General features: G+C 69.8%; 14 protein-coding genes. 6 read left to right on the top strand and 8 right to left on the bottom strand.

All coding sequences use genetic code 11. The annotated features are described in order from the left end of the window. On the top strand, positions 1 to 1020 hold the full coding sequence (locus AB5J62_RS32165) for an NAD(P)H-dependent glycerol-3-phosphate dehydrogenase (protein ID WP_370943755.1): 1020 nt from the start codon (positions 1 to 3) through the stop codon (positions 1018 to 1020). A gap of 214 nt (positions 1021 to 1234) precedes the next feature. Further along, positions 1235 to 1714, top strand: coding sequence for a cysteine dioxygenase family protein (locus tag AB5J62_RS32160; protein WP_370943754.1), 480 nt, complete (start codon positions 1235 to 1237; stop codon positions 1712 to 1714). Between the two features lie 43 nt (positions 1715 to 1757). On the opposite strand, the gene AB5J62_RS32155 is transcribed toward AB5J62_RS32160, so the two are convergent. The 7 genes from AB5J62_RS32155 to AB5J62_RS32125 form a co-directional block, all read right to left on the bottom strand. Then, the gene (locus AB5J62_RS32155; RefSeq protein ID WP_370943753.1) at positions 1758 to 2729 is read right to left on the bottom strand and encodes an asparaginase; all 972 of its coding nucleotides are present in this window, start codon (positions 2727 to 2729) and stop codon (positions 1758 to 1760) included. 10 nt (positions 2730 to 2739) lie between these two features. Next, positions 2740 to 3063 (bottom strand): ArsR/SmtB family transcription factor, encoded by a 324-nt coding sequence (locus tag AB5J62_RS32150; RefSeq protein ID WP_370943752.1) that lies wholly within the window; start codon positions 3061 to 3063, stop codon positions 2740 to 2742. Then, positions 3060 to 3485 (bottom strand): SRPBCC domain-containing protein, encoded by a 426-nt coding sequence (locus tag AB5J62_RS32145; protein ID WP_370943751.1) that lies wholly within the window; start codon positions 3483 to 3485, stop codon positions 3060 to 3062. The genes AB5J62_RS32150 and AB5J62_RS32145 overlap by 4 nt, the downstream gene beginning before the upstream one ends. An 80-nt stretch (positions 3486 to 3565) precedes the next feature. Then, positions 3566 to 3946: a VOC family protein gene (locus AB5J62_RS32140; protein ID WP_370943750.1), complete on the bottom strand. Its 381-nt coding sequence runs from the start codon at positions 3944 to 3946 to the stop codon at positions 3566 to 3568. A 236-nt stretch (positions 3947 to 4182) separates the two neighbouring features. Further along, a complete protein-coding gene (locus tag AB5J62_RS32135) occupies positions 4183 to 4920 on the bottom strand; it encodes an FAD:protein FMN transferase (protein WP_370943749.1) in 738 nt (245 codons plus the stop codon). A gap of 1 nt (position 4921) precedes the next feature. Continuing rightward, positions 4922 to 5320 (bottom strand): FMN-binding protein, encoded by a 399-nt coding sequence (locus AB5J62_RS32130; RefSeq protein ID WP_370943748.1) that lies wholly within the window; start codon positions 5318 to 5320, stop codon positions 4922 to 4924. A gap of 14 nt (positions 5321 to 5334) precedes the next feature. After that, positions 5335 to 6666: a ferric reductase-like transmembrane domain-containing protein gene (locus AB5J62_RS32125; protein ID WP_370943747.1), complete on the bottom strand. Its 1332-nt coding sequence runs from the start codon at positions 6664 to 6666 to the stop codon at positions 5335 to 5337. A 139-nt stretch (positions 6667 to 6805) separates the two neighbouring features. Here AB5J62_RS32125 and AB5J62_RS32120 point away from each other — a divergent pair, with 139 nt between their 5' ends. Beyond that, positions 6806 to 7510, top strand: coding sequence for a response regulator transcription factor (locus tag AB5J62_RS32120; protein ID WP_370943746.1), 705 nt, complete (start codon positions 6806 to 6808; stop codon positions 7508 to 7510). 5 nt (positions 7511 to 7515) lie between these two features. Further along, complete coding sequence (locus tag AB5J62_RS32115; protein ID WP_370950397.1) at positions 7516 to 8919, top strand: ATP-binding protein; 1404 nt, start codon at positions 7516 to 7518, stop codon at positions 8917 to 8919. On the opposite strand, the gene AB5J62_RS32110 is transcribed toward AB5J62_RS32115, so the two are convergent. Then, on the bottom strand, positions 8891 to 9562 hold the full coding sequence (locus tag AB5J62_RS32110; protein ID WP_370943745.1) for a pyridoxamine 5'-phosphate oxidase family protein: 672 nt from the start codon (positions 9560 to 9562) through the stop codon (positions 8891 to 8893). The two genes, AB5J62_RS32115 and AB5J62_RS32110, sit on opposite strands and share 29 nt — an antisense overlap. Positions 9563 to 9642: 80 nt before the next feature. On the opposite strand from AB5J62_RS32110, the gene AB5J62_RS32105 reads away from it, so the two are divergent. Both AB5J62_RS32105 and AB5J62_RS32100 read left to right on the top strand, forming a co-directional pair. Beyond that, positions 9643 to 11016: a PLP-dependent aminotransferase family protein gene (locus AB5J62_RS32105; RefSeq protein ID WP_370943744.1), complete on the top strand. Its 1374-nt coding sequence runs from the start codon at positions 9643 to 9645 to the stop codon at positions 11014 to 11016. Positions 11017 to 11022: 6 nt separating this feature from the next. Next, positions 11023 to 12102 carry a D-alanine--D-alanine ligase family protein gene (locus tag AB5J62_RS32100; RefSeq protein WP_370943743.1) on the top strand — a complete coding sequence of 360 codons (1080 nt, stop codon included), beginning with the start codon at positions 11023 to 11025 and terminating at the stop codon, positions 12100 to 12102.

The raw sequence follows: 12102 nt of genomic DNA, 5'->3' as shown, positions 1-12102 counted from the left end.
ATGTTCGCCAAGGACTTGCAGCGGATCACCGTGCTCGGGGCGGGCTCGTGGGGCACGGCCTTCGCGAAGGTCCTCGGCGACGCGGGCCGCGACGTCACCATCTGGGCGCGCCGGGAGTCGGTGGCCGAGGAGATCACCGGCGGGCACACGAACAGCTCGTATCTGCCGGACGTGACGCTGCCGTCGCGCATCACGGCGACCTCGGATCCCGCCGCCGCGCTCGCCGGCGCGCAGGCCGTGGTGCTGGCCGTCCCGTCGCAGAGCCTGCGCGCCAACCTCTCGACGTGGAAGGGCCTGCTCTCGCCGGAATCGGTGCTGGTGAGCCTCGCCAAGGGCGTCGAACTCGGCACCCTGAAGCGGATGAGCCAGGTCATCGCGGAGATCGCGGAGGTCGCCGACGAGCAGATCGTGGTGGTCACCGGCCCGAACCTGGCCCGCGAGATCGCCCAGGGGCAGCCGTCGGCCGCGGTGGTCGCGTGCAGTGATCACGAACGCGCGGTCGCGGTACAGCGTGCCTCGTTCAACTCGTACTTCCGCCCGTACACCAACACCGACGTCGTCGGCTGCGAGCTGGGCGGCGCATGCAAGAACGTCATCGCGCTGAGCTGCGGGATGGCGGCCGGTCTCGGCCTCGGCACCAACACGATGGCCACGTTGATCACCCGCGGCCTCGCCGAGATGGCCCGCCTCGGCACGAAGCTCGGCGCGGACCCGCTCACCTTCGCCGGCCTCGCCGGCGTCGGCGACCTGGTGGCGACCTGCTCGTCCCCGCTGTCGCGCAACCGCACCTTCGGCGAGCGGCTCGGCCGCGGCGAAACCCTGGAGCAGGCCCAGCTCGCGGGCGGCGGCCAGGTCGCGGAAGGGGTGAAGTCGTGCACCTCGATCCGCGAGCTCGCGATGAGCCTCGGTGTCGACATGCCGATCACCGACGCCATGCACCGCGTCTGCCACGAGGGCGTCGACCCGCGCAAGGCGGGCGCCGAGCTGCTCGGCCGCGAGCAGAAGCACGAGTGGTCGTAGTTTTCTTCGAAAGAGCCGACCTTCTCCCAAACTGCGAGATGGGTTGACCGTGAGTAGCCGGGGCTGGTTCCATTGATGGCATGTTCGCGACACGAATGACCGATCGGCGCGGTGCCCAGCACCTGAGCCCGGTTTCGTGTGCGCTGTGTCGCTGTTGTCGGTGAACCCAGCCCCGGCCCTGTACGACACCCTTCGCTCTTTGAGGACTCCTCTGATGTTCGCCGTACCCGACAACACCCTGCTCGTCTCCGAGAACCCCGCACTCCGCCACCCGGTCCGCGTCGCGCTCGAGTTCGCGGCCGACCGCGGCCGGTGGGGCCACCTGCTCCGCTACGACCCCGATCAGCGCTTCCACGCGCTCATCTCGGGCGACGACCGCGAAGAGGTCTGGCTCATGTCTTGGCTGCCGGGCCAGCGGACCGACCTCCACGACCACGCCTTCAGCTCGGGCGCGTTCACCGTGGTCGACGGCGCGCTGACGGAGACCGTCGCCCGCCGCGCCCCCGACGGCCGCGCGATCAGCGAGTCGCACGCGCTCGTGACCGGCCAGTCCCGCGTCTTCGGCCCCGGCTACGTCCACCAGGTCGTCAACGAGGGCCCTGACCCGGCGATCAGCATCCACGTCTACCGCGACGGCGGCCGTGACATGCGCCCGTTCCACCTGGACCCGCGCTTCGGCCCGGTCCAGCTCTAGCCCGGTCGTGAGTGTTTTGGCCGGTTCTAACCGGCCAAAACACTCACGACCCCTTGACCGCGCCGCGCAGGCGGAACTCGGCCGGGACGCTCATGCCCGCCGCCAAGACGAGGTGGAGTAGCACCCGGGCCTTGCGCGGGTCCAGCCAGCCCGCCATGGTCACGCCCATGCCGATGAGGTCCGCCTCCGCGCCGCGGTAGCCGTACGTGCCGCGGAACGTCGTGCCCACGCCCGTCCGCGAGGCGACGACCACCGGGACACGGGTGAGCGCGCGTTCGATCGCGTCGGCCATCCGGTCCGAGACATGCCCGACCCCGCTCGCGGCCACGACCACACCGGCCGCGCCCGCTTCGACGACCGCGTCGAGCACCGCGCCCGAGTCGTCGAGCCCGCTTTCCAGCACCGGGATCAGCAGGTCCGTGCGCGGCGCGGGCAGTGCGGGCAGGCGCGGACCGGCCGGGTGGAAGTAGTGCACGGCACCCTCGGCGAGCATCCCCACCGGCCCGGCGGGCGCCGACGAGAACGCCTCCAGGTGACTCGAATGCGCCTTGCGGACCCAGCGTGCCTGGTGGATGTCGTCGTTGAACGCCAGCAGCGCGCCACGGCCCCGGCTCGACGGCGCCGCCGCCACGGTGAGCGCGTTCGCCAGGTTCGCGGGCCCGTCCGGGCTGAGCATGCTCGGGTGCCGCATCGCGCCGGTGAGCACGACAGGCCGGTGATCAGGCCAGACGCACTCGAAGAAGTAGGCCGTCTCTTCGAGCGTGTCCGTGCCCTGCACCACGACGATCCCGTCGGACCGCTGCGCGACCGCCCACTCATAACAGCTGGTCAGGCCCGTGAAGGTGAGCGAAGTGCCCGGAATGGTCGACAGCGTCGCCGCCACCACGTCGAAGTCGAGGTCGACCCCGTCGAGCAGGTCGGCCGCGGTCAGTTTCGGCACGACGCCGCGTTCCGCCGGCGCCATGGAAATGGTTCCGCCGAGCGCGGCGACGGCGAGCAAAGGCCTGCTTTTCATGACACCGACTTTATTGAGCCGGGAATTGTTCCGCGATCCGCTTGAGCTTGCCCAGCCGCCGATCCCAGCTCGCCGCGAGTTCGGTGAGCCATTGCGCGGACGTTTCGATCGCTTCCGGATGAACCCGGTAAAGCACTTCGCGCCCCGACCGCCCGCCGCTGACCAGACCGGCGCTTTCGAGCACGTTCAAATGTTTGACGACCGCCTGCCTGCTCACCGGCAGCTGCCCGGCGAGTGTGGTCGCGCTGGCCTGACCCGCGTCGGCGAGCACGTCGAGCAGTGCCCGCCTGGTCGGATCGGCCAGCGCGGCGAGCACCTCGCCGATTTCGGTCACCCTTGTTCCGCCCATGCCTTCACGACGTTCAGCTGGAACTTCCAGCCTTCATTGTTGCCGTCGTAGGCCTTCTTGCGCTCCTCGGCCGTCTTCTTCAGCGACTCGAAACCGCTCTCGACGACCTTCAGCAGCGTGCCGCCTTCCTTTTCGTGCAAGGAGAATTCGACCAGCGTCGAGTCGCCGTCCGGGTCGGGGTAGCCGCCGATCCACCGGTAGGAGATGTACTTGCGCGGGTCGGTCTTCTCGATCTTCAACGCGAAGGTCCCGTACTTGGCGTGCTCCACGATGTGCAGCTCGCCCTCTTGGCGGAGCTGCCGCTCGTCCGCGCCGCCTTCGCCGATCCACCAGCCCGGTTCCGTTACCAGGCCCCAAACCCGCTCGATCGGGGCGTTGATTTCTACCTCGCGTTCGATGCTGTCCATGTCTGCCTCCTGAGTTGACGTGCTACCCACAGGTTGCACTATCTCCCCTCGAAGTGCAACCCCCGGGTAGCACGTCAGCTTCAGTAGGCGAGTTCGCCGGGACTGCGGAGTACGCAGAACTCGTTGCCTTCCGGGTCGGCCAGCACGATCCAGCCGGTGCCGTCCGGCTCACGGTGGTCGGACACGAGCCCGGCGCCGATGTCCAGCAGGCGGCCCACTTCTTCGTCACGCGTGCGGTCACTCGGCCGCAGGCACACGTGCACACGGTTCTTGGCGGCCTTCGCTTCGGGCACCCGCTGGAAGAACAGCGTCAGCCCGCCCGCCGCCAGCTCGACGATGGCTTCGGGATCACCGGGGAAATCCTCCTCGGCCTGCGGGCGGTCGACGACCTTGCTCCAGAAGGAAGCCAGTTTGTAGGGGTCCGCGCAGTCGAACGCGATGTTCTGTACGAAAGAACTCATGCGCGGAGGTTACGTCCGTTGTCCAGCGCGGCCACCCCGGTTCTCGGAATTCCTTGCCTGCGTGCACGTTCCCGGTCCCGTTCTTCACTCCCCGTGAGCCTTTCCACACGGGGCGACCTCGCGCCGGGCGACCGGCCACGCCCCTGAGGACCGGGATAAAGCGGGCTTTACTCCCGGGGATAAAGCCCGCTAAATCCCCGGGAGTAAAGCGGGCTTTATCCCGGTCCGGCAGGCGCTCAGGCGAGGCGCAGGCCCGCGGACCGGTGGACCTTGCGGTCCGCGTCGACGATGAAGACCTCGCAGTCCTGCTCGGCCGCCCAGGCGATGCCGTCGCGTCCCATCGCGAAGATGGCCGTGGCCAAGGCATCCGCGGAAGTCAGGTCCGGCGACACGACCGTCACGCTCGCCAAGCCCGAAGCCGCCATGCCGGTCCGCCCGTCCACGATGTGCGAACCCCGTTCGTACGAAGCCGAAGTCGCCACCGCGCCGTCACGGCTCGCCAGCACGCAACACAGGACGTCGGGCTGATCGGGATGCCGGACGCCGACGCGCCACGGCCGCCCCGGTGCGGCTTCGCCCGCCGTGACGACGTCGCCGCCCGCGTTGAGGCAGAACCGGGTCGCGCCTGCCGCGCGCAGGATGTCGGCCGCGCGCTGCACCGCCCAGCCCTTCACGACACCGCACGGGTCGAAGTTCCTGCCGAGCGGGCGCGCGCTGAACGCGCCGCCGGAAAGCTGTTCGTAGTGCGCACAAAGCGCCAGAATCATGCCCAGCTCATCGCTCATCTCCTCGAGCGCGAGTTCGCCGCGGTCGTACCGGCTCACCTCGCTGCCGGGCTTGAACGGGCTGAACCGCTCGTCGACCTCGCGCAGCCACGCGAAAGCGTCGTCCTGCGCGTCGTCGAAACCGTCGACGCTGATCGAGATCGGCAGGCCCATGATGTGCTCGACCCGGTTCATCGCGGTGGCTGGCATTTCAAGACCCCTTGGCGTCGATGGCGGCTTGCAGCGACTTGACGTACGACTCGCTCGTGGAGGTCGCGCCGGACACGGTGTCGATGTCCGCGCTCTGCGCCTCCAGCGCTTCCTCGCGCAGCCGGGGCAGCGCGTCGACGGCCCGGCCGCTGCGTGGCTGTTGCAGCAGCTGGATGTCGTCGATCTTGTTGCCGGAGAACGTGACCTGGACCTGCACGGTCCCGTAGTCGCTGCTCTCGGCGGTGCCGGAGACGGTGGTCGCGCCTTCCGATGTGGACGATCCGGCGCTCGGCGCGGTCGTCTGCGCGACCGTGGTGCTGCCCAGCGGTGTCGGTTCGAAGTTCCACACGGCGGCGAACCCGCCCGCGGACAGCAGCAGGACGAGAATGGTCTTCTTCACGGCGGCAGATCTCCTTATCCGGCAAGGCTGAAACGTTCGGCGTGCACCTGCTGGCGTGGCACCGACAGCTCACGCAGGCTCGCCAATACGGCATTGGTCATCCCCGGCGGCCCGCACACGAACACGTCGCGGTCGCTCAGATCGGGCGCGAGCTTCATCAGGCTCGCCGGTCCGAGCAGCGGACCGTACGGCCCGGAGACCTGCGACGGCCCGGTCAGCACGTGCACCCGCGCGCCGCGAGCGCGGGCCAGTCCGTGCAACTCGTGCAGCAGCACGGCGTCGCGGCTGGATCCGACGCGGTAGATCACCACCACGTGGCCCTTGATCTCTTCGAGCAGCGCACGGATCGGGGTCACGCCGACACCGCCAGCGACGAGCAACGCGTTCGACCGCGTCTGCTGCAAAGTGGTGAACGCGCCGTACGGGCCTTCCGCGAACACCCGCGTGCCGACCTTGAGGTTCCGCAGGCTCGCGCTGCCCTCGCCGAGCGCTTTCGCGGTGAGCCGCAACGTCTTGCCGTCCGGCGCGGCCGAGAGTGAGAACGGGTTCGCTTGGAACCAGCGTTCCCGCGTCAGGAACCGCCACAGGAAGAACTGACCGGCACGCGCGGGCAGCTCGTTCAGCCGCTTCCCGCTCATGTACACCGAAACCACGTCCGGCGACTCCGGCACGACCGCGACCACGCGCAGCTGATGCCGCAGATTCCGCCACAGCGGCAGCACGACCCGGCCCAGCAGCACCGCGCCCAGCGCGACACCCCACAGCGTCCACCAATAGGCCTTGGCGAACGGCGAGCTGGTGAACGACTGCCCCAGCGCGATCTGGTGGCTGAACGCCAGCACCACCGCGGCATAGGTGTAGAGGTGGATGAAATGCCACGTCTCGTACGCCATCCGCTTGCGCGCGAACCGCGCGGAAGTGCCGCCGATCACCAGAATCAGCACGAAAGCGACGATCGCGCGCAGGATTCCGTCGAGGGTGTTGGCCATTTCGACGAGTTCGTCGACCGGCCCGTTGTTCTCGACCTGCGCGTAGCCGAAGACGATGAAGACCAGATGCCCCAGCAGTGTCCACAAGAGACCGAACCCGGTCCAGCGGTGCCAGTTGGTCAGCCGGTCCATGCCGAGGCGGCGGTCCAGCCACGGCACGCGGGCGACCAGCAGCAGCTGGAACGCCATGAACAGCGCGCCGTACAGCCCGGCGAGCCTGCCGATGGTGATCAGCGCGTTGCCGGACGGTCCCGCGACGGCGAAGAGCGCGGTGACGACGGCCACGTTGGCGGCGAGGAAGGCGTAGAGGCCGGTCCTCGCCGCGACGCGGGGCCGGAGTACTGGGGTGGCAGGCATGGTTGTCACACGGATGCCCTCTCGAGTCGGTTCACTGCCGAAGACTTTCGTCGGCGAACCTGTGTCAGGTCTGGGGATAACCTGTCGACTTCCTGTCGCCTGCGCTCCCGCCTCGCCCGCGCGCCCGAACTACCGCAGGATGGACATCGTGAGCAATGAAAAGGTGCGGCTGCTGGTCGTCGACGACGAGCCGCACATCGCCGATCTGGTCGCGACCGTCGCGCGGTACGAGGGCTGGGAAGCGGTCACCGCCGGCACCGGCCAGGACGCGCTGCGTGAGGCAGAGGGTTTCGCGCCGGACATCGTCGTGCTCGACCTGATGCTGCCCGACTTCGACGGTTTCACCGTGCTCGACCGGCTGCGCGAGCGCGGCGCCGCCGTGCCGGTCGTCTTCCTCACCGCGAAGGACGCCACCGCCGACCGCATCGCCGGGCTGACCCGTGGCGGCGACGACTATCTCGTCAAGCCGTTCTCCGTCGAGGAGCTGATGGCCAGGCTGCGCGCGGTACTGCGGCGCAGCAACGGTCCCGCGTGGAAGCCGTCCGTGCTCGAAGTCGCCGATCTCGTGCTCAACGAGGACACCCGCGAGGTGCGCCGCGGCGGCGCGCTGGTGACGGTCACGCCGACCGAGTACGAGCTGTTGCGCTACCTCATGCGCCGCTCGCCCGCGGTGCTGACGAAGGCCCAGATCCTCGATCACGTCTGGGAGTACGACTTCGGCGGCCGCTCCAATGTGGTCGAACTCGTCGTCTCGCATCTGCGCCGCAAGCTCGACTCCGGCCGCGAGCCGCTGATCCACACCGTGCGCGGCGTCGGCTACGTGGTGCGCCAGGTGCAGCAGTGAACCTGATGAGACAGTGGCGGGCGTCCCGCCTCGGCACGCGGCTGGCGCTCGGGCTGGCCGCGCTTTCGCTCGTGGTCTTCGCCGTGGTCGGGGTGTTCAGCACCATCTTCATCCGCGAGTTCCTCGCCAACCGGCTCGACGAGCAGCTCACCAAGACCCAGCAGGGACAGGTCGGCCCGCTCAAGGACAACCACGGCGCCCCGCTGCAGTCCTACGGCTGGTTCACCGCGCTCTTCCAGGTCCGCGACGGGGTCGCGAGCCCGATGGAGCTGGGCAAGCTGCCCGAGGACTTCAGCCAGCTGCAAAAGGTGGCGACGGAAGCCACCGCCACGGAAGTCCTGCGCACGGTTTACGTGCGTGACGAGGGCCTCTACCGGGTTCGCGCCTGCCCGGTCGACAAGCCCAACGGGGAAGTTCTCGTCAGCGCCGCGCCGCAGAGCGAACTCGACAGCACGGTCAGCAGGCTGATCTGGATCGAGGTCGGCGCGTTCGCCGTCGCGCTGGGCGTGCTGGTCCTCTTCGGCCGGATCGTGTTGCGGCGCGGGCTGAAACCACTCGGTGACATGGCGGGCACCGCGCACGACATCGCGTCGCACGACCTCACCGGGAGCCCGGAACTGCCGGTGCGCGCGTCCGGCTCCGGCGGCGGCGCCGAGGTCGAGGAGCTGCGGACCGCGTTCAACGTGATGCTGGAGCACATCGAGACCTCGCTCGCCGCGCGCACGGCCGCGAACGAGAAGCTGCGCCGGTTCATCGCCGACGCCTCGCACGAACTGCGGACGCCGCTGACCTCGATTCGGGGCTACGCCGAGCTTTTCCAGTACGCGGCGGCCAACGAGCCTGCCGAGCGCGACGCGCACCTGGCCAAGATCCGGGCGGAGACGGCACGGATGAGCGTGCTCGTCGACGACCTGCTGCTGTTGGCGCGCTTGGATTCCGTCGAGGCCGACGCCCCGCTGCGGCTCGCGGACACCGACGTCGTCGAACTCGCCTCCGCCGCGGCCGACGCCTTCCGCGCCGGTCACCCCGACCGGCCGCTGACGCTCGATCTCGCCGAATCCGCCAAGCTGCGCGCGGATCCCGTGCGGCTGCGCCAGGTGCTCGACAACCTGCTGACCAACGCGGCCGTGCACACCCCGCCCGGCACCCCGGTGACCGTGTCCGTGCGCATCGAAGACGGCATCGTGCTGCGGATCTCCGACGAGGGACCGGGTATCGCGCCGGAGAACCTGCCCCGGATCTTCGACCGGTTCTACCGCGTCGACCATTCACGCACGCGCGGCAACGGCGGCACCGGCCTCGGCCTGGCCGTGGTCAACTCGCTCGTCGCCGCGCACGGCGGTTCGGTCGAGGTGTCCAGCGGGCCAGGCAGGACCACGTTCACCGTCCGGCTGCCCCGCGGCCGCTGACGTGTTCGGGCACCGGCACCACCGGCGGCAGCTCCTTGTCGGACTCCGGCTCGCCGAAGACCGTGTAGATCGGCAGCACGCCGGCCCAGGCGCTGTTCGTTTCGAGGTCTTCCGGCTCGTCGCCGGGACCTTCGGCGCGCATCTTGACCGACGCCTCGGCCAAGTCCAGCGCCAGCACGGAAACCGCGGCGAACTCCTTGGCGTTGACGTCGCGCGCGTGCTCCCATGAGCCGGGCGCGAGGTGATCGCTGATCACGTGCAGCGCGTGCATCTTCGCCTCGGGCTCGGTCACCGGCTTCGCCTCGCCGTAGACCATCGCGCTGCGGTAGTTCATCGAGTGGTTGTTGACCGAGCGCGCGTAGACGATCCCGTCGAGCAGCGTCACGGTCACGCAGACCTCGATGCCGGTCGCCGCCTGCCGCATGCTGCTCGCGCCGGTCGATCCGTGCAGGTAGAGCGTGTCACCGTCGCGGCCGTAGCCGGTCGGGACCACCATCGGGACACCGTCACGCACCACGCCGAGGTGGCAGATCAGCGCCTCGTCGAGCACGGAGTACAGCGTCGCCCGGTCGGTCACCGCGCGGATCTTCTTCCGGCCGAGTGTGGTCCGTGTGGTCGGGGAAAGTGGTGGCAGCTCGGTCATGGGATCAGTCTTCCGAGCACAGTGGCATTACGGAATGGCCAATTTGTGTATGATTGAGCAGTCCACTTAAGGGGGTTCTGGTGTCCGAAACCGCGTTGCCCGTGCGGCTCGACCGCAAGTCGGAGCTGCCGCTCGCGGTGCAGCTCGCCGACGCGCTGCGCGACGCGGCCGCCACCGGGCACCTGCGCGGCGGCGACCGGCTCCCGTCCACCCGCGCGCTCGCGGAGCGGCTCGGGGTGAGCCGCACGGTCACCTCCGCCGCGTACGAGCAGCTTCACGCCGAAGGCTGGATCGCGGGCCGTCACGGCTCCGGGACGTACGTGACGACCTCGCCGCCCGGCTCGCGTTCGGTCAGCGGTGAGGTGCTCGGCGAGGTCAGGGACCGCACCGACCTGCTCGACCTCACCCCCGGCGTGCCGTGGGCCGACGGGCTCGACCGTGCCGCGTGGCGCCGGGCCTGGCGTGCCGCCGGCGACCCGACGCCCGCCTACCGCGAGCATCGCGCCGGGCTGCCGGACTACCGCGCCGCGGTCACCGAACACCTGCTGCGCCACCGCGGCCTCGCGACGCACGCGGTGCTGTCGACCGGCGGGACCACCGCCGCCGTCTTCGAACTCGCGGGCGCGGTGCTCAGCCGTGACGACGTCGTCGCGATCGAGGAGCCGGGTTACCAGCGCGCCGTGCAGACGTTCCGCCGCGCCGGGCTGCGCGTGGTCGGCGTGCCCGTCGACGGCGAAGGCCTGCGCCCAGACGCGATCCCGCAAGGCGTGCGCGCGGTCTACTGCTCGCCGGCGCACCAATATCCGATGGGCAGCCGGATGAGCGCGTCGCGCCGCGTCGAGCTGGTCGACCGCGCGCGCACCGACGGCATCCTGCTGATCGAAGACGACTACGACGGCGAACTGCGCTTCGACGTGGCCCCGCTGCCGTTGCTCGCCGCGCTGGCCCCCGACGTCGTCGCGCACCTGGGCACCACGAGCAAGATCCTCACCCCGACGCTCGGCGCGGGCTGGATGGTCGCGCCGCCGCCCGTCGCCGCGGCCGTGCTCGAATACCGCGAACGCACCGGCACCCGGCCGTCACCGGCGGGCCAGCGCGTGCTCGTCGAACTCGCCCGCACCGGCGATCTCGGCCGTCACCTGCGTAAACTCCGGCGTGAGCTGTCCGAGCGCCGCACCATGCTCTCCGCCGCGCTGACCGCGGCGGGCATCCCGCTGCTCGGCGACGACGCCGGCGCGCACCTGGTCGTCCCGTTCGACTCCGCCGAGACCGAACGTGCCAGGCTCGCCGACGCCGAACGCGCCGGAATCCGCCTCGACGGGCTCGCCAGGCACTTCGCGGGCACGCCGACCGTCCACGGCGTCGCGATCGGTTACGCGGGGTGCTCGCGGGAGGGGCTGGCCTCGGCCGTGCCCACGCTCGTCGGGTTGCTTGGCAAGCGCCCGGTAGGGTGACCTGCCATGAGTAAGACTCGAGTCGCGGTCGTGTTCGGTGGCAGGAGCAGCGAACACCCCGTTTCCTGCGTATCCGCCGGCTCCATCCTGGCGAACCTGGACGCGGAGCGGTTCGAGATCGTCCCGATCGGCATCACTCGCGAGGGTGGCTGGGTGCTCGGCACCTCCGACGCCTCGCAGCTGGCGATCCAGGGCACGGAGTTCCCGTCGGTCACCGACGGCAAGTCGCTCGTGCTGAGCGGCCGCAACGTCGTCTCGCTGGAGCGCGGCGCCGAGGTCGGCGTGCTGTCCTCGGTGGACGTCGTGTTCCCAGTGCTGCACGGCGCGTTCGGTGAGGACGGCACCATCCAGGGCCTGCTCGAGCTCGCGGACATCCCCTACGTCGGACCTGGCGTGCTCGCCAGCGCGTCCGCGATGGACAAGGCCACGGCGAAGAAACTCCTTGCCGCGGAAGGACTTCCGGTCGGCACCTACGTCGAGCTGTCGCGCCGCGCGACGACGTTGACCGAAGACGAGCGTGCCAAGCTCGGCCTGCCGGTCTTCGTGAAGCCGTCGCGCGCGGGCTCGTCGATCGGCATCAGCAAGGTCACCGACTGGTCGCAGCTCGACGCCGCGATTGAGCTGGCCAGGCAGACCGATCCGAAGGTGCTCGTCGAGGCCGCGGTCGTCGGCCGCGAGGTCGAATGCGGCGTGCTGGAGTTCCCCGACGGCCGCGTCGAGGCGTCGCTGCCCGCCGAGATCCGGGTGCTCAGCGAGGAAGCCGAGGCCTGGTACGACTTCGAGACCAAGTACGTCGGCGAGGACGCCGAGCTCGACATCCCCGCCAAGCTCGACGACGAGATCATCGAGCGGGTGCGTGCCACGGCGCTGCGTGCCTTCGAAGCGCTCGACTGCCAGGGCCTCGCGCGGGTGGACTTCTTCGTCGGCGAGGACGGCGAGCTGACCATCAACGAGGTCAACACGATGCCCGGGTTCACCACGACCTCGGCCTACCCGAAGATGTGGGCCGTCACCGGCGTCGACTACCCGACACTGCTGACGACCCTCATCGACACCGCGATCGCGCGCGGCACGGGCCTGCGCTGA

This window comes from Amycolatopsis sp. cg5 (genome assembly GCF_041346955.1).
GTDB lineage: Bacteria > Actinomycetota > Actinomycetes > Mycobacteriales > Pseudonocardiaceae > Amycolatopsis.
This window is presented reverse-complemented; position numbering and strand designations above follow the sequence as displayed.

Bases quoted from the DNA above. Each gene is read 5' to 3' on its own strand.
- AB5J62_RS32165 (WP_370943755.1), top strand. From the start codon at position 1: ATGTTCGCCAAGGACTTGCAGCGGATCACCGTGCTCGGGGCGGGCTCG.
- AB5J62_RS32160 (WP_370943754.1), top strand. From the start codon at position 1,235: ATGTTCGCCGTACCCGACAACACCCTGCTCGTCTCCGAGAACCCCGCA.
- AB5J62_RS32155 (WP_370943753.1), bottom strand. From the start codon at position 2,729: ATGAAAAGCAGGCCTTTGCTCGCCGTCGCCGCGCTCGGCGGAACCATT.
- AB5J62_RS32145 (WP_370943751.1), bottom strand. From the start codon at position 3,485: ATGGACAGCATCGAACGCGAGGTAGAAATCAACGCCCCGATCGAGCGG.
- AB5J62_RS32140 (WP_370943750.1), bottom strand. From the start codon at position 3,946: ATGAGTTCTTTCGTACAGAACATCGCGTTCGACTGCGCGGACCCCTAC.
- AB5J62_RS32135 (WP_370943749.1), bottom strand. From the start codon at position 4,920: ATGCCAGCCACCGCGATGAACCGGGTCGAGCACATCATGGGCCTGCCG.
- AB5J62_RS32125 (WP_370943747.1), bottom strand. From the start codon at position 6,666: ATGCCTGCCACCCCAGTACTCCGGCCCCGCGTCGCGGCGAGGACCGGC.
- AB5J62_RS32120 (WP_370943746.1), top strand. From the start codon at position 6,806: ATGGACATCGTGAGCAATGAAAAGGTGCGGCTGCTGGTCGTCGACGAC.
- AB5J62_RS32115 (WP_370950397.1), top strand. From the start codon at position 7,516: ATGAGACAGTGGCGGGCGTCCCGCCTCGGCACGCGGCTGGCGCTCGGG.
- AB5J62_RS32110 (WP_370943745.1), bottom strand. From the start codon at position 9,562: ATGACCGAGCTGCCACCACTTTCCCCGACCACACGGACCACACTCGGC.
- AB5J62_RS32100 (WP_370943743.1), top strand. From the start codon at position 11,023: ATGAGTAAGACTCGAGTCGCGGTCGTGTTCGGTGGCAGGAGCAGCGAA.